This is a genomic window from Herbaspirillum sp. NPDC087042 (genome assembly GCF_044745245.1).
Lineage (GTDB): Bacteria > Pseudomonadota > Gammaproteobacteria > Burkholderiales > Burkholderiaceae_D > Herbaspirillum.
The window spans coordinates 60,910-79,166 of the sequence record NZ_JBIUZW010000018.1; the positions used below are offsets into that span (position 1 = coordinate 60,910).

Consider the following 18,257-nt stretch of genomic DNA (forward strand, 5'->3'; position numbering starts at 1 on the left):
CGCCAGCCGGGTTCAGGCGCCCCTTGAATCGAAGATATCTGGAGGAAACGTCAATGAAATTCGCAAGCCGTCTGACCAAGATCGCCCTGGCCGCTGCCACCTTCGCCGCCGTATCCGGCGCTGCCCACGCTGAAACGGTCAAGATCGCCATCGCCGGTCCCCTCACTGGTGCCGTGGCCCAGTACGGCGACATGGTCAAGGCCGGTGCCCTGACCGCCATCGAACAGATCAACGCCGCCGGCGGTGCCAACGGCAACAAGTTCGAAGCCGTGCTCATGGACGATGCCTGCGAACCCAAGCAAGCCGTGGCCGTGGCCAACAAGATCGTCAGCCAGGGCATCAAGTACGTGATCGGTCACGTCTGCTCCGGTTCCACCATCCCGGCCTCCGATATCTATGAAAACGAAGGCGTGGTGATGATCACCCCGTCGGCGACCGCTCCGCAACTGACCGAAGCCAAGCCGCACAAGTTCATCTTCCGCACCATCGGCCGCGACGACCAGCAAGGTCCTGCCGCTGCCCGTTACGTGATCGAGAAGCTCAAGCCCAAGAAGGTTGCCGTCCTGCACGACAAGCAATCCTACGGCCAGGGCGTGGCTACCTCGGTGAAGTCGGCCCTGGACGCCGCCAAGGTGCCGGTCGTTCTGTTTGAAGGCATCAACGCCGGCGACAGCGACTACTCCGCCATCATCACCAAGCTCAAGTCGCAAGGCGTGGACTTCGTCTACTTCGGCGGCTACCACCCGGAAATGGGCCTGATCATGCGCCAGGCGCGTGAGCAAGGCATCAAGGCCGTGTTCATGGGTCCGGAAGGCGTGGGCAACAAGGACATCACCGCCATCGCCGGTCCTGCTTCCGAAGGCATGCTGGTGACCCTGCCGGCCGACTTCGCCGCTGATCCGGCCAACGCCGCCCTGGTCAAGGCCTTCGGCGCCGCCAAGCGCGATCCGAATGGTCCGTTCCAGATGCCGGCCTACTCGGGCGTGAAGATCATTGCCGATGCCATCACCGGCGCCAAGTCCACCGATCCGGAAAAGGTCGCGGCCTACATCCACGCCAACAGCTTCAAGACTCCGATCGGCAACGTCGAATACGACAAGAAGGGCGACCTGAAGGCCTTCAAGTTCGTCGTCTTCACCTGGCACAAGGACGCCACCAAGACCGAGGCCAAGTAATATTGCGCTCTCGTTGGCGCGATTGTCTGACCTGACGTCAACCCTGCGAAATGCCCCATTGCTGTATGAATGGGGCATTTCCACATTTGGTACCCCTCCATGAATGACTTACTCCCACAACTGACCCAGCAGCTCGTCAACGGGCTCTCGCTGGGCGCGATCTACGCTCTGATCGCCATCGGCTACACGATGGTCTACGGCATCATCGGCATGATCAACTTTGCCCACGGCGAGATCTACATGATCGCCTCCTACGTGGGCCTGGTGACGCTCACCGCCATCGGCGTGCAGTCCGGCTATCCCTTGCCGCTGCTGCTGGGTGGCGCACTGATCGTCTCGGTGCTGGTTACCGGTCTCTATGGCTGGACCGTCGAGCGCGTGGCCTATCGCCCGCTGCGCGGCGGCCCGCGCCTGGTGCCGCTGATCTCGGCCATCGGCATGTCCATCTTCCTGCAGAACTACGTGCAGATCGGCCAGGGCGCACGCGACATGTCGGTGCCGGTGCTGATCTCGGGCGCGCTGGAATTCCAGATGGGCAGCGACTTCACCGTCACCGTGCCGTATTCGCGCATGGTCATCGTCGGTGTCACGCTGCTGCTGATGGTGGCCCTGACGCTGTTCATCGCCCGTTCGCGCATGGGCCGCGCCTGCCGCGCCTGCGCCGAGGACATGGGCATGGCCAACCTCTTGGGCATCGATACCAACCGGGTGATTTCCTTCACCTTCGTATTGGGCGCGATGCTGGCGGCGGTCGGCGGCGTGCTGATTGCGCTGACCATCGGCAAGCTCAATCCCTACATCGGCTTCATCGCCGGCATCAAGGCCTTCACGGCGGCGGTGCTGGGCGGCATCGGCAGCATCCCCGGCGCCATGCTGGGTGGCGTGCTGCTGGGCCTGGCCGAGACCTTTGCCGCGGGTTACCTGCCTTCCGAATACAAGGACGTGGTGTCCTTCGGCCTGCTGGTGCTGATCCTGCTGTTCCGTCCGACCGGCCTGTTGGGCAAGCCGGACGTGGAGAAGGTCTGAGCGCGCAGCGCCTGACGGACAACGAATTATTCAAGGAGGCGTGATGCCTGAGACTTTCAAGAATGCCGTGGCGGCGGCGCTGGTGACCGCCATATTGACCATCCCCCTGCTGGGCATGCAGCTGCAGCTGGAAGGCTACCGCGTGGTGCTCAACACCCACTGGACGCCGGTGCTGGTGGCGGTGCTGGCCGTGTTCCTGTTCCAGCTGGCCAAGCCTGCGCTCTCGCGTAGCAGTGCCGCCATCAAGCTGCCGGCGCTGCCGCGCCTGCAGGCCGGCCAGCAACGCGTGGTCGTGCTGATCCTGCTGGTGGTGGCGCTGGTGTGGCCCTTCTTCGGTTCGCGCGGTTATGTGGACGTGATGACCCTGGCCCTGATCTACGTGGTGCTGGGCCTGGGCCTAAACATCGTGGTCGGCTTCGCCGGCCTGCTGGACCTGGGCTATGTGGGCTTCTACGCCGTGGGTGCGTATACCTATGCGCTGTGCAACCAGTACTTCGGCCTGTCGTTCTGGGAATGCGTGCCGCTGTCGGCTGCCGCCTCGGCGCTGTTCGGCTTCCTGCTGGGCTTCCCGGTGCTGCGCCTGCGCGGTGACTACCTGGCCATCGTGACCCTGGGCTTCGGCGAGATCATCCGCCTGCTGCTCAACAACATGACCAGCCTCACCGGCGGCCCCGACGGCGTCTCCGGCATCCCCAAGCCCAGCGTGTTCGGCCTGGTGATGGCGCGCAATCCCGTCACCGAAGGGGGGACCACCTTCCACCAGGTGTTCGGCCTGAGCTACCAGGGTGGTCACATGGTGATCTTCCTGTACTTCCTGGCCTTGCTGATGGTGCTGTTCACCTACTTCGTCACCAGCCGCCTCTTGCGCATGCCCATGGGCCGCGCCTGGGAAGCGCTGCGCGAAGACGAGATCGCCTGCCGTTCGCTGGGCATCAACCCGACCAAGGTCAAGCTCTCGGCCTTTACGCTGGGCGCCGCCTTCGCCGGCCTGGCCGGTTCCTTCTTCGCCGCCCGCCAGGGCCTGGTGACGCCGGAATCCTTTACCTTCATCGAGTCCGCCCTGATCCTGGCCATCGTCGTGCTGGGCGGCATGGGCTCGCAGCTGGGCGTGATCCTGGCCGCCATCCTCTTGACCGTGCTGCCGGAACTGGCGCGCAGCTTTGCCGAGTACCGCATGCTGATCTTCGGTCTGGTGATGGTGCTGATGATGATGTGGCGTCCGCAAGGATTGCTGCCTGCCACCCGTCCGCATGTGGAGCTGCCGCAATGAGTCAATCCATGAAAACCATGCTGGACGTCTCCAGCCTGTCGATGCGCTTTGGCGGCCTGCTGGCCGTGGACGGCGTATCGCTGTCGGTCAAGGAGCGTGAAGTCTTCGCCATCATCGGCCCCAACGGCGCCGGCAAGACCACTGTCTTCAACTGCATCAGCGGCTTCTACCAGCCGACCTCGGGCGAGATCGCGCTGGACGGCGTCTCCATTGCCCGCCAGCCCAGCCACCAGGTGGCGCAGCAGGGCCTGGTGCGGACCTTCCAGAACATCCGCCTGTTCAAGTCCATGACGGTGGTGGAAAACCTGCTGGTGGCACAACACCACCAGGTCAACACCAACCTGCTGTGGGGCCTGCTGAAGACCCCGGCCTATCGCCGTTCCGAGCAGGAAGCGCTGCAACGCGCCGCCTACTGGCTGGACCAGCTGGGCCTGACTGCGCTGGCCAACCGCGAGGCTGGCACGCTCTCCTACGGCCTGCAGCGCCGGGTGGAAATCGCCCGCTGCATGATCACCAAGCCGCGCCTGCTGCTGCTGGATGAACCGGCGGCCGGCCTCAATCCGCACGAGAAGCAGGAGCTGGCACAGCTGATCGACCGCCTGCGTCGCGAGCATGGCGTGGCCGTGCTGCTGATCGAACACGACATGAGCCTCATCATGGGCATCTCCGATCGCATCCTGGTCATGGAGCACGGCAAGCCCATCGTCACCGGCACGCCGGAACAGGTGCGCAGCGACGAGCGCGTGATCAAGGCTTACCTGGGAGAAGAATGATGTTGCAGTTTGATAAGGTGCATACCCACTACGGCGCCATCGAGGCGCTGCACGGCGTGTCGCTGAACGTGGAGAAGGGCGAGATCGTCACCCTGATCGGTGCCAACGGTGCCGGCAAGACCACGCTGCTGATGACGCTGTGCGGTCGTCCGCGTGCCTCCAGCGGCCGTGTGATCTTCGAAGGCCAGGACATCACCAGCCTGCCTACCCACGAGATCATGCGTCGCGGCCTGGCGATCTCGCCGGAAGGCCGTCGTGTCTTCCCCAGCCTGACCGTGCTGGAAAACCTCAAGATGGGCGCCTTCTTCGCCACCAACGAGGCCATCGAGCAGGGTATCGAGTACGTCTTCGGCCTGTTCCCGCGCCTGAAGGAACGCGCTGCCCAGCGCGCCGGCACCATGTCCGGCGGCGAGCAGCAGATGCTGGCCATCGGCCGTGCGCTGATGAGCAAGCCGCGCCTGCTGCTGCTGGACGAGCCCACCCTGGGCCTGGCGCCGCTGGTGATCGCCCAGATCTTCGAGATCATCCGTACCATCCGCGCTAGCGGCGTGACGGTGTTCTTGGTCGAGCAGAACGCCAACAAGGCACTGGGCGTGGCCGATCGTGGCTATGTGCTGGAAAACGGTCATGTGGTCATGTCCGATACCGGCGCCAACCTGCTGGCCAATAGCGATGTGCGCAAGGCCTATCTGGGGCATGGCTGACCGCGGCTGACTTGCTGGACGTCTCCTGCTCCAGGGAAAGCGCATCTGCGGATGCGCTTTTTTTATGCCGCTGGGTGGGCAGCGGAGTGAGGATTGTTAACGGTAAGTGACATCCGGGTTTGTTTCGGGCTATCCTCGACATTCGACGAGGAGACGCATGAAAAAGATTTCACATAACATCAAGAGAATCGGGAAGATCGGCGCAGGGGGCGCCCTGTTGTCGTGCATGCTCTGTCTTGCCAACCTGGCCCATGCCGACCGGCTGGCCGATATCAAGGCGCGCGGTACGCTGGTCTGCGCTACCCTGGCCAACAACGAGCCGCTGGGCTTTCCTGATCCACAGACGCGTCAGATCGTCGGTTTCGATGTCGACATCTGCGCCGCCGTGGCACGCAAGCTGGGTGTGGAAATGGAGCAGAAGAGCGTGACCGTGGAGGCGCGCATTCCCATGCTGTCGCAAGGCGAGGTTGACCTGGTCTCGGCGGCGCTGGGCTATACCCGCGAACGTGCGCGGCTGATCGACTTCACCGCCTCGCACTACCAGAATCCGATCAAGATCGTGGTGCAGTCCGATTCTGGCCTGAACCTGGTCACCGACCTGGCCGACAAGCGCATCAGCGCCAACCGCAACTCGACCCCTGAAGAATCGGTGCATCGAGTCCTGCCCAAGGCCACCGTACAGACCTTCACCGATACGCCGCAAGCCTTCCTGGCATTGGCCCAGGGCAAGGTGGATGGCCTCGCCATCTCGATGCCCTCGGGGATCCGCTTCGTCAGCGAGTCGGCCGGGCGCTTCCGCTTCGTCGAGGGGGCGCTGGCCTGGGAGCCGACCGCGCTGGGCGTGAAGAAGGGCGAACACAAGCTGCTGGCAGCCGTCAACCAGGCCCTGTCGGCGCTGGAAAAAGAAGGCGAACTCGATGCCATCTGGAGCAAGTGGTTCGGGCCCAAGACCAAGTTCAACATTCCCCGCGACAAGAAGCTCACGCCGATTGCCAACCTGCGCTAGGCCTGTCCGGGCCGTCCAAGGAAAAAACGATGCCGAGGCATCGTTTTTTTTATCCGTCGCCGGCGATCACCTGTACTGACTGGGCCGCCTGAGCCGCCTGTGCTGCCGCCTCGTCGAAGATCTCCGCACACGGTGCGTGATAGATCGGGGGGGAGGCCCCCAGTCGCGCCGACAGCTCCTGTGCCATCTGCAACAGGGTCGCCCGCATGGCTTCGCTGGCGGCCGGATCGAAGCGCAGCGTCAGGCCAAAGATGGTCAAGGCACCTACCAGCGCGTTGCCGGGGCCGAACACCGGGGCCGACATGGACGAAGAGAGCGGATTGTTGATCCCCACCGAAATGCAGACATAGCGTCCGCCCGAGCGGGCCGCATTGCCCGGTACGGAGAAGAAGCGCAGCACCTGTGCGCTGGAGGTCTGGTCGATGGGAAAAAGACTGCCCGCCTTGACGGTGGCCTTCACCGAGGCCGGGGTCTCGGCGGCATACAGACACAGCCGCTGCTCCTGCTGGCGGATGTAGAAGGCGGTGCTTTCTCCGGTCGCGCGTACCAGCTTCTCCAGCGTGGGCACGATGAAGTCGGCATAGTCGAACCGGGCCTCGAAGGCCTTGCCCAGCTGGAAGGCGCGCGGCCCCAGCTGGTAGGAATTGTCAGCACGTTGTACTACGTATCCCGCCTTGATGAATGACATCATGTAGCGGTGGATCACGCTCTTGAACAGCCCCGTACGTGCTTCCAGCTCGGTCAGGCCGAACGGCTCGGGGGCATCGATGAAGGCGCTCAGGATCGCCAGGCTGCGTTCGGCACCGAGCACGGTGCGGTCGGGCGCCGCATCCTTTTCTTTCTTGTCGGGCTCATTCTCTTTTTTCATAAATCGATTTCGAATTTCGGAATGGGGCGAGGTTATCACCTTTTTTGATTGGCGCGGCGCACCAAAAAATACCGTCGGCGCTGCATTCCTGCACCTGCTTCGGGAGTCTGGCTGCCGCTGACAGGGTTTTTTGCACCGCCGCGATGCATATGCTAAGTGACTGAAAAATAAGGGTAAATTGTGCTTGTTTAAAAATCATAATGCAATTATGATTTATTCACGCTGTGTTCGTTGTTCAACCTGGGAAAGGATAGAAAATGACTTTGGGGCGCTTTGACAAGACCTGTATGGCCATCGCGGCTGCGGCCGTTTCGCTGGTGTTTTCGACGGCGGCGCATGCCGACCGGCTGGCCGATATCAAGGCACGCGGCACCCTGGTGTGTGCCACGCTGACCAGCAGCGAACCGCTGGGCTATCCCGACCCGGCGACCCGTCAGGTGGTCGGCTTCGATGTCGACATGTGCGGTGCGGTGGCCAAGCAGCTGGGCGTGAAGCTGGAGCACAAGGGTGTCTCGGTGGAGGCACGCATTCCGGAACTGACGCTGGGCCGGGTCGACCTGGTGGTGGCCGCGCTGGGTTACACCAAGGAGCGCGCCCAGCAGATCGATTTCACCGCCGCCCACTACCAGACGCCGATCAAGCTGATCGCCCATAGCAACGGCGGCTTCAACAAGGTCGAGGACCTGGCCGAGAAGCGCATCAGCGCCAACAAGGGTTCCACCCCCGAGCTGTATGCCCGTCGCGTGTTGCCCAAGGCCACCATCCTGACCTTCCAGGACACCCCGGCGGCCTTCCTGGCACTGGCCCAGAACAAGGTGCAGGGCCTGGCCCTGTCGCAGCCCTCGGGCATCCGCTTCGTCAATGAATCCGAGGGCAAGTACAAGTTCCTCGATGGCGCGCTGGCCTGGGAGCCGACCGCCATGGGCGTGAAGAAGGATGAGCCGGCCCTGCTGGCGGCCGTCAACGATGCCCTGGAGAAGCTGGAGAAGAGCGGCGAGACCGATGCCCTGTGGACCAAGTGGTTCGGTCCCAATACCAAGTTCAACATCCCGCGCGAGAAGAAGCTCACGCCGATCTCCGCCTTCCAGTAAGCCTTTCTTTCCCGCAGCAATGATCACGCATCACGCGCACCGGCCATGCCGGTGCGCGCGGGACCGGCTTGCCCTTCGCCTGGGGCTGCACATGTGCGCCAGGCAGTCTTAGCAAGGAAGCGATTACATGCTCAATCTCGATTTTGGCGCGGTGCTACAGGGCCAGTACCTGGACTGGCTCATCGGCGGCGCCGTCACCACGCTGTGTCTGTTCGCCGCCGCCTGGGTCTGCGCCTTCCTCCTGGCCGTCGTGCTGGTGGCCCTGCGCGCCATGGCGCTGCCACCGCTGGAGTGGCTCATCGCCGCCTATGTGAATTACCACCGCAACGTGCCGGGGCTGGTACAGATCTTCGTCTGGTACTTCGGCATTCCCGAGCTGTTGCCGGCCTCCATCACCGGCTTCATCAACGACCATAACGGTGAATTCATCTTCGCCCTGATCGCCTTGTCGCTCAACAGTGCCGCCTACATGTCCGAAGACCTGCGCAGCGGCATGCGCTCGGTGGCGGCCACGCAGATGGAAGCGGCGCGGGCGCTGGGCCTGTCCTACCTGCAATCGATGCGCGACGTGCTCTTGCCGCAGGCCATCCGCATCTCGATACCGCCGCTGGTGAACCAGTCGTTGTCGCTGTTCAAGTCCACCAGCCTGGCCATGGCCATCGGCGTGGCCGAGATGACCTACGCCAGCCGCCAGATCGAAAACGAAACCTATCGCACCTTCGAGACCTTCGCCCTGGCGTCGGCCTTCTACCTGCTGATGTCGTGGTCGATCATGGCCGTGGGTGCCTGGTACAACGGCCGCCATCTGAAAGTGAAGGGGCGCTGACATGCACGCTATCCTCGATATCCTCGACATCCTCCATACCTACGGCCTGCAACTGCTGATCGGCGAATTCCCGCACGGTCCGCTGGGCGGCCTCGCCCTGACCCTGATCCTGGCAGTGACAGGACTGATCTGCGCCTTCCCCCTGGCGGTGCTCTTCGGCATCGCCCGCACCAGCACCCTGCGCTGGGTGGCCTGGCCGGCCGGTGCCATCGTGCATACCCTGCGCGGGCTGCCGGTGCTGATGCTGATCTTCTGGGCCTACTTCATCGTGCCGCTCTTGACCGGCAAGTCGATCTCCGGCACCACCACGGTGATCTGCGCGCTGGTGGCCTACGAGACCGCCTTCCTGGGCGAGGTCATCAAGGCCGGCATCCAGGCCATCCCGCAAGGGCAGGTCGAGGCCGCGCGTTCGCTGGGCATGGGCTACTTCACCACGCTGCGCGAGGTGGTGCTGCCGCAGGCCTTGTTCAACATGATCCCGAGCATCCTCAACCAGCTGATCTCGCTGATCAAGAACACCTCGCTGGCCTACATCATCAGCGTCAACGAACTCACCTATGCGGCTTACCAGGTCAATGCGCAACTGCTGACCAAGCCCTTCCAGGTGTACTTCCTGCTGGCCATGACCTACTTCGTGCTGTGCTACGTGCTCAGTTCGCTGGTGGGGCTGGCCGAGCGCCGCATCAAGCAAAAACGTCAATTCAGGAGCCTCTGATGATCCGATTCAACAATGTGAACAAGTGGTACGGCGACTACCACGCCCTGCGCGGTGTCAACGAGGAAATCAAGCGCGGCGAAGTGGTCATCGTCTGTGGCCCGTCGGGCTCGGGCAAATCGACCCTGATTCGCACCATCAACCGGCTCGAACCCATCAACGATGGCCAGATCTACGTGGATGGCAAGGACGTGCACGGCAACGGGGTCGATATCAATACGCTGCGCAGCCGCATCGGCTTCGTGTTCCAGTCCTTCAACCTGTTCCCGCACATGAGCGTGGAACGCAATGTGATGTTGGCCACCCAGCGCGTGCGCAAGCTCTCCGAGAAGGAGGCCCGCGACAACGCCATGGCCCTGCTGGAGAAGGTGGGCCTGGCCAACAAGGCGCAGTCCTATCCCGGCCAGCTCTCGGGTGGCCAGCAACAGCGCGTGGCCATTGCCCGCGCGCTGGCCATGAAGCCGCCGGTGATGCTGTTCGACGAACCCACCTCGGCACTGGACCCGGAGATGGTGGGCGAGGTGCTGCAGGTGATGAAGCAGCTTGCTTCCGAGGGCATGACCATGGTGTGCGTCACGCACGAGATGGGCTTTGCCCGCGAAGTGGCTGACCGCCTCATCTTCATGGCCGATGGCCAGGTGCTGGAGCGCGCCACGCCGCAGGATTTCTTCGAGCGGCCGCAGCATGAGCGCGCCCGCAAGTTCGTGGCCGACATCCGCCACGCCTGAGCGCACGATTTCCCCCCACGGGACGGCTTGCCGTCCCCAAGACTTCCAAGACGAGACCACCATGGCATTCATTTCCGATTCACTCTCCCGCATCAAGGCTTCGGCCACCATCGCCGTCACCCAGAAGGCGCGCGAACTGGCCGCCCAGGGCCGCAACGTGATCGCCCTGAGCTCGGGCCAGCCTGACTTCGACACCCCCGACAACATCAAGCAGGCCGCCTACGCCGCCATCGCCCGTGGCGAGACCCGCTATACGGCGGTAGCCGGCATCACCGAACTGCGCGAAGCCGTGGTCGCCAAGTTCAAGCGCGAGAACCAGCTCGACTACAGCGTGGCCCAGACCATCGTCTCCAACGGCGGCAAGCAGGTCATCGCCAACGCCCTGATGGCCACCATCAACGTCGGCGACGAGGTGATCGTGCCGGCGCCTTACTGGGTCTCCTATCCGGAACTGGTGGCCCTGTGCGGCGGCCATGTGGTGTATGCCAAGACCACCCGCGAAGCGGGCTACAAGCTGCGCCCCGAAGCGCTGGAGGCCGCCATCACCCCGCGCACCAAGTGGCTGATGTTCAACTCGCCCTGCAACCCCAGCGGCGCGGCCTACAGCCGTGCCGAGATCGAAGCCCTGGCGGAGGTGCTCAAGCGTCATCCGCATGTCTGGATCCTCTCCGACGACATCTACGAACACCTGACCTACGGCGACTTCGAATTCACCACCCCGGCCCAGATCGCGCCCGAACTCTACGAGCGCACCCTGACCATGAATGGCGTCTCCAAGGCCTATGCCATGACCGGCTGGCGCATCGGCTATGCGGCCGGCCCGCTGGCACTGATCAAGGCCATGGAAAAGATCCAGGGCCAGCTGACCTCGGGCGCCAGCTCGGTCTCGCAATGGGCCGCGCTGGAAGCCCTGAACGGCCCGCAGGACTACATCCACGAGAGCCGCAAGGTGTTCCAGGGCCGTCGCGACCTGGTGGTGTCGCTGTTGAACCAGGCCGAGGGCGTGGATTGCCCGGTGCCGGAAGGCGCCTTCTATGTCTTCCCGTCGTGCGAGCGCCTCATCGGCAAGCGCACCGAAGACGGCCAGGTCATCGGCAGCGACGAGGACTTCGTCTCGGCGCTGTTGCAGGCCGAGGGCGTGGCGCTGGTGCATGGCAGTGCCTTCGGGCAGGGACCGAACTTCCGCCTGTCCTATGCCGATTCGACTGACCGCCTGCGCGAGGCCTGCCTGCGGGTGCAGCGTTTCTGCGCGACGCTGCGCTGATCCTTTCCCTATCCCTAATCCCTTAGCAAGGAGAACCCCATGTCAGCAGGATTCCGCATCCTTGCGCGCGCGCGCAAGGTCAGCGAGCAGGACGTCAAGAACTTCGCCGCCATCCCGGTGGCCAACATCAGCGATTCGATGGCGCGCATGAGTGCCGGCGGGGCGCGCCTGCGACCGCTGCACCGCGGCGGCAAGCTGGCCGGCGCGGCCATCACGGTGAAGTCGCGTCCGGGTGACAACCTGATGGTGCACAAGGCGCTGGACCTGGCCGAGCCCGGCGATATCGTCGTGGTCGATGCCGGTGGTGACCTGTCCAACGCCATCATCGGCGAGCTGATGGTGGCACACGCCATCCGGCGCGGCCTGGGCGGCATCGTCATCAACGGTGCGGTGCGCGACCTGGATGCCATCCAGGCCGGCAGCTTCCCGGTGTTCGCCGCCGGCGTGACGCATCGCGGCCCCTACAAGGATGGTCCCGGCGAGATCAACGTGCCCATCGCCATCGATGGCATGGTGATCGCTCCCGGCGATCTGGTGGTGGGGGACAACGACGGCCTGCTGTGCGTGGCCTATGAGGACATCGCCACCGTCTATGCCGCCGCCAAGGCGAAGAACGATGCCGAAGCCGATCAGATGGCCGCCATCCAGGCCGGCAGCAATGACCGTGGCTGGGTCGATGCCGCCCTGAAGCGGCTGGGTTGCGCGCAGCCCGCCCAGGCGGAGCCGCGCCATGGCTGATGCCGCTGCGTCACCGCACCTGCAGGTTCGCCCGGACTGGCTGGCGCTGACGCAGGAAGCGGTGCTGGAGCCGGACCTGCCCATCGTCGACGCCCATCATCACCTCTGGGATCGCCCCGGTGGCCGCTACCTGTTCGAGCAGTGGATGGCCGACCTCGCCAGCGGCCATCGCATCACCGACACGGTCTTCGTGCAATGCCGCTCGATGTACCGGCAGGAGGGCCCGCAGGCCATGAAGCCGGTGGGCGAGGTGGAGTTCGCCAATGGCGTGGCGGCGCAATCGGCCAGCGGATTGTATGGCCCGGTGCGAGCCTGCGCGGCCATCGTCGGCTTTGCCGACCTGATGCTGGGCACCGAGGTGCAAGCCGTGCTGGAAGCCTTGCAGCAGGCCGGCAACGGCCGCCTGCGCGGCATCCGCAACACCACCGCCTGGCATGCCGACGCGGCCATCCGCAGCAATCCGCAACCGCCACCGCCGGGCCTGCTGGGCCAGGAGAACTTCCGCGCCGGTGCGCGCCTGCTGGCCCGCTATGACCTGTCGCTGGATGTCTGGGCCTATCACACCCAGCTGGATGAAGTGCTGGCGCTGGCACAGGCTTGCCCGGAGACCCGCTTCGTCCTCGATCACTGCGGCGGCCCGCTGGGTGCAGGCCCCTACGCCGGCCAGCGCGAGGCGGCGCGGCGCGAGTGGGAGCGCGGCATGCAGGCCATCGCGGCCTTGCCCAATGTCTGGCTCAAGCTGGGCGGGCTGGGCATGGCGGTAGGCGGCTGGGATTTCCATCTGCAGGCGGCACCGCCGGATTCGATCCAGCTGGCGCAGGCCTGGCGACCCTACATCGAGACCTGTATTGACCTGTTCGGCCCGCAGCGCTGCATGTTCGAGAGCAATTTCCCGGTGGACAAGGGCATGTTCGGCTATGTCAGCCTGTGGAATGCCTTCAAGCGCCTGACCGTGGCCCTGACTGCGCAGGAGCGCGCGGCGCTCTTCGGCGGCACGGCGCGGGAGGTCTATCGTATGCAGACGGCGGGGCGGTGATAGCATATCGGCCTCATTTGGGCGCTCCGGCGCCCTTTGTGATTCCCCAGCTTTGAAAGCAGACAGTGCAAGTACACACCAGCAGCGGCGCCCAGCATGACGCCGACGGCCTGCCCGCCAGGCAGCGTTTCCTCGCCATCGCCACCGTGGTGCTGGCCGTTTCCATCGCCGTACTGGACGGCTCCATCGCCAACCTGGCCCTGCCGGCCATCGCCGCCGACTTCAAGGCCAGCGGCGCCGATGCCATCTGGATCATCAACAGCTACCAGATCGCCATGGCGGTGTGCCTGCTACCGCTGGCGTCCTTGGGTGAGGTGGTCGGCTATCGTCGGGTCTACCTGGGCGGCTTGCTGCTCTTTACGCTGTCTTCGTTCGCCTGCGCCGTCAGTGGCGACATGCTGCAACTGAGCCTGGCGCGCGTGCTGCAGGGGCTGGGCGCGGCCGGCATCCTCAGCGTCAATACCGCGCTGATCCGCTTCATCTATCCCACCCGGCTGCTGGGCCGGGCTATCGGCTACAACGCCCTGGTGGCTGGCACCGCCAATGCCCTGGGGCCGACCGTGGCTGGCTTCATCCTGCATCTGGCGTCGTGGCACTGGCTGTTCCTCATCAACATTCCGCTGGGCCTGCTGTCGCTGGTCATCGGCTGGAAGGCGCTGCCGGTCAATCCGCTGTCGGCGCGCAAGTTCGACCGCCAGAGCGCCTTGCTGTGCATGGGCTTCATTGGCCTGCTGCTCTATACCGTCGATGCCATCGGCCACCTGCAAGGGGGCTGGGTGGTGGCGGGTTGCGCCTTGCTGACGGCGCTGTGCCTGATGCTGTTGCTGAAATGGCAATCCCATAGCGCGCCCATGCTGCCGCTGGACCTGCTGCGGATTCCGCTCTTTGCGCTCTCCATCGGGACCTCGTTCTGCTCCTTCGCGGCGCAGATGTCGGTGTTCGTGATGCTGCCCTTCATGCTGCAGAACTACCTGGGCATGGGGACCGCCCGCGCCGGCCTGCTGCTCACAGCCTGGCCCATAGCGGTGGCGCTCACCGGCGTGGTCGCCGGCAAGCTGTCGGACCGCCTCTCCGCCGGCCTGCTGGGCGGTATCGGTCTGGGCATCATGTGTCTGGGATTGCTGTCCTTGCTGACGGTGACACCGGCCACCCCGGACGGTGTGATCGCGGCCATGTTCGCGGTTTGCGGTTTCGGTTTCGGGCTGTTCCAGTCGCCCAACAACCGTACCCTGATCAGTGCCGCGCCACGCGAGCGTACCGGCGGCGCCAGCGGCATGCTGGGCACGGCACGACTGACCGGACAGACCGTGGGGGCGTCGGTGGTGGCGATGATGCTGGAATTGTTTGCCGCACCCTATGGACTGGTGCTGTGGTGCGCGGCGGCGCTGGCGGGGGCGGCTTGCCTGGTCAGCTTCTCGCGGTTGCGCTATGCGGAAGCCCGGACCAGGGCAGGGAAGTAGGGATCAGCCAGCAGTGGCCAGGGTGCCGCCGTCGGCATACTGATGGGCGGCCTGGGCGGCCATCGACAGGGCCATGCCCAGGTAGTTCTCGCCACGCATGCGCTGGCGGGCGTCCTGCTGTTCCAGGGTGAACAATTGCTGGTAGAGCGCGCGGATCTGCTGTTGCAGCAGCTTGCGCTGCTGCTTGCCGTCCTTGTTGCCCGGGAAGCGGCCCAGCGACTGCGCCTGCTGCTGCAGCACCAGGATGCGGCTGCCCAGTTCGGCAAGCAGCTCGGCCGGATCGCTGTCGAGCGTATCGGTGGCGGCTGCGGCGGGGACGTCAAGGTCGTATGCGACTGTCATGCGAACTCCAGCCCGGGTGGGGCGCAAGTGATTCGGATTTGTCTTGGAAAGAGTTACGGCAGCTTCCCGCAAAGCTTGAGCCCGATATCGCATGACAAGAAAAAGGCGGAAGCCCCGTCGGGGTGCTTCCGCCTTCTTTTTTCGCTCGGACGGGAAGGAAATTTCCCGCCAGATCAGTCACTTAGATCACACCGCGACGCATCTGGTCCAGCTCGATCGATTCGAACAGGGCCTTGAAATTTCCCTCTCCAAAGCCGTCATTGCCCTTGCGCTGGATGATTTCATAGAACACCGGTCCGATCAGGTTCTGGGTAAAGATCTGCAGCAGCAGGCCCTGACCGGCGGTCGGCGCGCCATCGATGAGGATCTTCAGCGCGCGCAAGGCCTCCAGGTCTTCGCCATGACCGGGGATGCGACGCTCCACCAGGTCGTAGTAGGTGGCGATGGTGTCCTGCAGCGGCACGCCGCGCGTGCGCAGGGCGCGCACGGTCTGGTAGATGTCGTCCGTGCCCAGGGCGATGTGCTGGATGCCCTCGCCGTTGTATTGCTTGATGAATTCCTCGATCTGCGACTTGTCGTCGGCACTCTCGTTGATGGGAATGCGGATCTTGCCGCAGGGGCTGGTCATGGCGCGCGAGCGCAGGCCGGTGACCTTGCCTTCGATGTCGAAATACTTGATCTCGCGGAAATTGAACAGGCGGGTATAGAACGAGGACCAGGTATCCATGGCGCCACGCACCACGTTGTGGGTCAGGTGGTCGATATAGGTCAGGCCCACACCCTGGGGATGGCGCTCCACGCCCGGATAGAACTGGAAATCGACGTCATAGATCGAACCCTGGTCGCCGTAGCGGTCCACCAGATAGAGCAGGGAGCCGCCGATGCCACGGATGGCGGGAATGTTCAGCTCCATCGGCCCCAGCTTGGCGGGCACGCCTTCGGCACCCAGTTCCAGGGCGCGCTTGTAGACATGGGCGGCATCCTTGACGCGGAAGGCCATGGCATTGACCGAGGCACCATGCACCTTGGCGAAGGCCGACGCGGTGCTGTCGGGTTCGGCATTGAGGATGAAATTGACCTGGCCCTGGCGATACAGGGTGACGTTCTTGGAGCGGTGGCGCGCTACGGCGGTGAAGCCCATCAGTTCCAGCACGCTGGCAATGGCGGTGGGGTCGGCGGCGGTGTATTCGACGAACTCGAAACCGTCGGTCCCCATGGGATTGTCGAACAGGTCGCGGCTGCCAGCCGAGCTCAGGTGGGTGTCTGCGTGGCCCATGGTGTGTCTCCTTGTCATGTGGGTAGCCGGGATCCGGCCATGAAGGGAGTTTATTGCGTCAGGACCGCAATTTGTGATTGTTATTTGCGCATCAACCCGGTTAATATGCACAAATAATTCTTAAATAAGCAAATTGGAGAGATAAATGAGCATCATCAATGTGGACCGCTATGATCTGGCCCTGCTGACCGAGTTGCAGCGTGACGGCCATATCACCAATAGTGCGCTGGGACAGAAGGTGCACCTGTCGACCTCGCAGATCAGCCGCCGCGTGCAGCGACTGGAAGAGGCGCACGTCATCGAACGCTATACCGCCGTGCTGGACCCGGCCGTGGTCGGCCTGGGCGTGACCGCCTTCACCACCGTGACGCTGGACCGCCAGGGCGAGACCCGGGGCGAACTGTTCGAGAAGTCGGTGGAGACCATGCCGGAGGTGACGGAATGCTTTTCCATCACGGGCGAGGCCGATTATATCCTGCGCGTGGTTGCCCCCGACCTGGCGAGTTTTTCCGAGTTCATGATGACGCGCCTGCTGCGCCTGCCTGGCGTGACCAACGTCAAGTCCAACATCACCCTGAAGAAGGTCAAGCAATCCCATGAATTGCCGCTGGAACACGTGATGCAGCCGGTCAAGTCGCGCCAGCGCATCCGCTTCTCGCAATAAGCAATAAACGAGCAGCGAAAAGCGGGCAGGGCGGCAGGACGAATTCAAAAGCAAGCGCCGGAGTGCGGCACCTGTGCGAGGCTCCTAGAATCGGGACATTGCCATCCCAGGAGCGCATCATGCCTACCATGACATCCAGACCCCAAGCCCCCGCGACGCCAGTCTTGCCTGCCGTGCCTACCATGACCGGCGACGACACGCGCTGGCGCGCCGTGCAGCAACGTGATGGCAGCGCCGACGGCCAGTTCTGGTATTCGGTGCGCAGCACCGGCGTCTATTGCCGGCCTTCGTGCGGCGCGCGCACGCCGCTGCGCAAGAATGTGGCCTTCCACGACAGTTGCGCCGATGCCGAGGCGGCCGGATTTCGTCCCTGCAAGCGCTGCAAGCCCGACCAGCCCTCCCTGCAGCAGCGCCAGGCCCAGGCGGTGGCGCAGGCCTGCCGCCTGATCGAGCAGGCCGCGCAGTTGCCCGGGACCGAGGCGCTGGCCCTGGCGGTGGGCCTGAGCCGCTACCATTTCCATCGTCTGTTCAAGCAGCATACCGGGCTCACGCCCCGCGCCTATGCCGAGGCGCATCGCGCGGGGCGCCTGCGTGAGCAACTGGCCGGCAGTCACAGTGTCACCACCGCCATGTACGACGCCGGCTTCAATTCCAGCGGGGGCTTCTATGCCAGCAGCACCGCGCAACTGGGCATGAAGCCGGGCGTGTTCCGCGAGGGCGGACCGGGCGAGCGGATCCGCTTTGCGGTAGCCCAGTGCTGGCTGGGCGCGGTGCTGGTGGCGGCCACCGACCGTGGCATCTGTAGCGTGGCGCTGGGCGAGGATGCCGATGCGCTGGTGCGGCAATTGCAGGACCGCTTCCCCCGGGCCGAGCTGAGCCCCGGCGATGAGGCCTTCGAGCAGACGCTGGCCCAGGTGCTGGCCGCGCTGGAAGATCCGGCAAGAGCTACCGCACTGCCGCTGGATGTACGCGGCACGGCCTTCCAGCAACGGGTATGGCAGGCGCTGCGCGCGGTGCCACCCGGGGTGACCCTGAGCTACGCCGAACTGGCGGCCCGGCTGGGCCAGCCGACGGCGGTGCGTGCCGTTGCCAATGCCTGCGCGCACAACGAGATTGCCGTTCTGATCCCTTGTCATCGCATCGTGCGCCTGGATGGCTCACCCTCCGGCTATCGCTGGGGCGTGGCACGCAAGACGGCCTTGCTGGACCGGGAAGCCCGTCAGCCCGGCAAACAGGAGCGCGACTGAAGACGGCCGCACGCGCGGCTACAATAGCTTTTCATTCATTGCTGGAGT

At 64.3% G+C, this 18,257-nt stretch carries 19 protein-coding genes; 16 read left to right on the plus strand and 3 right to left on the minus strand.

What is annotated here, in order from left to right:
• Window positions 1-53 precede the first annotated feature (53 nt).
• The 6 genes from ACIPHN_RS21720 to ACIPHN_RS21745 all read left to right on the plus strand — a co-directional run bounded on the left by ACIPHN_RS21720 (window position 54) and on the right by ACIPHN_RS21745 (window position 5,954).
• Window positions 54-1,175, plus strand: a complete 1,122-nt coding sequence (locus ACIPHN_RS21720; protein ID WP_400440018.1) for a branched-chain amino acid ABC transporter substrate-binding protein — start codon at window positions 54-56, stop codon at window positions 1,173-1,175.
• Window positions 1,176-1,274: 99 nt separating this feature from the next.
• Window positions 1,275-2,201: a high-affinity branched-chain amino acid ABC transporter permease LivH gene (livH, locus tag ACIPHN_RS21725; RefSeq protein WP_198981005.1), complete on the plus strand. Its 927-nt coding sequence runs from the start codon at window positions 1,275-1,277 to the stop codon at window positions 2,199-2,201.
• Between the two features lie 43 nt (window positions 2,202-2,244).
• On the plus strand, window positions 2,245-3,471 hold the full coding sequence (locus ACIPHN_RS21730) for a high-affinity branched-chain amino acid ABC transporter permease LivM (protein WP_400440021.1): 1,227 nt from the start codon (window positions 2,245-2,247) through the stop codon (window positions 3,469-3,471).
• Window positions 3,468-4,244: a high-affinity branched-chain amino acid ABC transporter ATP-binding protein LivG gene (gene livG / locus ACIPHN_RS21735; protein ID WP_400440024.1), complete on the plus strand. Its 777-nt coding sequence runs from the start codon at window positions 3,468-3,470 to the stop codon at window positions 4,242-4,244. The genes ACIPHN_RS21730 and livG overlap by 4 nt, the downstream gene beginning before the upstream one ends.
• Window positions 4,244-4,948 carry an ABC transporter ATP-binding protein gene (locus tag ACIPHN_RS21740; RefSeq protein WP_198981008.1) on the plus strand — a complete coding sequence of 235 codons (705 nt, stop codon included), beginning with the start codon at window positions 4,244-4,246 and terminating at the stop codon, window positions 4,946-4,948. The genes livG and ACIPHN_RS21740 overlap by 1 nt, the downstream gene beginning before the upstream one ends.
• A 157-nt stretch (window positions 4,949-5,105) precedes the next feature.
• Complete coding sequence (locus ACIPHN_RS21745; protein WP_400440027.1) at window positions 5,106-5,954, plus strand: ABC transporter substrate-binding protein; 849 nt, start codon at window positions 5,106-5,108, stop codon at window positions 5,952-5,954.
• A 49-nt stretch (window positions 5,955-6,003) separates the two neighbouring features.
• Here ACIPHN_RS21745 and ACIPHN_RS21750 read toward each other — a convergent pair whose 3' ends face one another.
• The gene (locus ACIPHN_RS21750) at window positions 6,004-6,822 is read right to left on the minus strand and encodes an IclR family transcriptional regulator (protein ID WP_400440030.1); all 819 of its coding nucleotides are present in this window, start codon (window positions 6,820-6,822) and stop codon (window positions 6,004-6,006) included.
• A gap of 287 nt (window positions 6,823-7,109) precedes the next feature.
• On the opposite strand from ACIPHN_RS21750, the gene ACIPHN_RS21755 reads away from it, so the two are divergent.
• The 8 genes from ACIPHN_RS21755 (at window position 7,110) to ACIPHN_RS21790 (ending at window position 14,680) form a co-directional block, all read left to right on the plus strand.
• Complete coding sequence (locus ACIPHN_RS21755; protein WP_400440033.1) at window positions 7,110-7,913, plus strand: ABC transporter substrate-binding protein; 804 nt, start codon at window positions 7,110-7,112, stop codon at window positions 7,911-7,913.
• 127 nt (window positions 7,914-8,040) lie between these two features.
• Window positions 8,041-8,739, plus strand: a complete 699-nt coding sequence (locus ACIPHN_RS21760; protein ID WP_400440035.1) for an amino acid ABC transporter permease — start codon at window positions 8,041-8,043, stop codon at window positions 8,737-8,739.
• A 19-nt stretch (window positions 8,740-8,758) separates the two neighbouring features.
• Window positions 8,759-9,454 (plus strand): amino acid ABC transporter permease, encoded by a 696-nt coding sequence (locus ACIPHN_RS21765; RefSeq protein WP_400440182.1) that lies wholly within the window; start codon window positions 8,759-8,761, stop codon window positions 9,452-9,454.
• Window positions 9,454-10,182 carry an amino acid ABC transporter ATP-binding protein gene (locus ACIPHN_RS21770; protein ID WP_400440036.1) on the plus strand — a complete coding sequence of 243 codons (729 nt, stop codon included), beginning with the start codon at window positions 9,454-9,456 and terminating at the stop codon, window positions 10,180-10,182. The genes ACIPHN_RS21765 and ACIPHN_RS21770 overlap by 1 nt, the downstream gene beginning before the upstream one ends.
• 61 nt (window positions 10,183-10,243) lie before the next feature.
• On the plus strand, window positions 10,244-11,446 hold the full coding sequence (locus ACIPHN_RS21775; RefSeq protein WP_400440039.1) for a pyridoxal phosphate-dependent aminotransferase: 1,203 nt from the start codon (window positions 10,244-10,246) through the stop codon (window positions 11,444-11,446).
• A gap of 39 nt (window positions 11,447-11,485) precedes the next feature.
• Window positions 11,486-12,184 carry an RraA family protein gene (locus tag ACIPHN_RS21780; protein WP_400440041.1) on the plus strand — a complete coding sequence of 233 codons (699 nt, stop codon included), beginning with the start codon at window positions 11,486-11,488 and terminating at the stop codon, window positions 12,182-12,184.
• Complete coding sequence (locus ACIPHN_RS21785; protein WP_400440044.1) at window positions 12,177-13,220, plus strand: amidohydrolase family protein; 1,044 nt, start codon at window positions 12,177-12,179, stop codon at window positions 13,218-13,220. Before ACIPHN_RS21780 ends, ACIPHN_RS21785 begins: the two co-directional genes overlap by 8 nt.
• Before the next feature lie 65 nt (window positions 13,221-13,285).
• Window positions 13,286-14,680 (plus strand): MFS transporter, encoded by a 1,395-nt coding sequence (locus ACIPHN_RS21790; protein WP_400440046.1) that lies wholly within the window; start codon window positions 13,286-13,288, stop codon window positions 14,678-14,680.
• Window positions 14,681-14,683: 3 nt separating this feature from the next.
• On the opposite strand, the gene ACIPHN_RS21795 is transcribed toward ACIPHN_RS21790, so the two are convergent.
• Both ACIPHN_RS21795 and hppD read right to left on the minus strand, forming a co-directional pair.
• Window positions 14,684-15,022 carry a hypothetical protein gene (locus ACIPHN_RS21795; protein ID WP_400440049.1) on the minus strand — a complete coding sequence of 113 codons (339 nt, stop codon included), beginning with the start codon at window positions 15,020-15,022 and terminating at the stop codon, window positions 14,684-14,686.
• A gap of 181 nt (window positions 15,023-15,203) precedes the next feature.
• Window positions 15,204-16,298, minus strand: coding sequence for a 4-hydroxyphenylpyruvate dioxygenase (gene hppD, locus ACIPHN_RS21800; protein WP_400440051.1), 1,095 nt, complete (start codon window positions 16,296-16,298; stop codon window positions 15,204-15,206).
• 145 nt (window positions 16,299-16,443) lie between these two features.
• Between hppD and ACIPHN_RS21805 the strand changes: the two genes are divergently transcribed.
• Together ACIPHN_RS21805 and ada are read left to right on the plus strand one after the other, a co-directional pair.
• Window positions 16,444-16,962 (plus strand): Lrp/AsnC family transcriptional regulator, encoded by a 519-nt coding sequence (locus tag ACIPHN_RS21805; protein WP_198981021.1) that lies wholly within the window; start codon window positions 16,444-16,446, stop codon window positions 16,960-16,962.
• A 119-nt stretch (window positions 16,963-17,081) separates the two neighbouring features.
• Window positions 17,082-18,209: a bifunctional DNA-binding transcriptional regulator/O6-methylguanine-DNA methyltransferase Ada gene (ada, locus tag ACIPHN_RS21810; RefSeq protein WP_400440054.1), complete on the plus strand. Its 1,128-nt coding sequence runs from the start codon at window positions 17,082-17,084 to the stop codon at window positions 18,207-18,209.
• Window positions 18,210-18,257 lie beyond the last annotated feature (48 nt).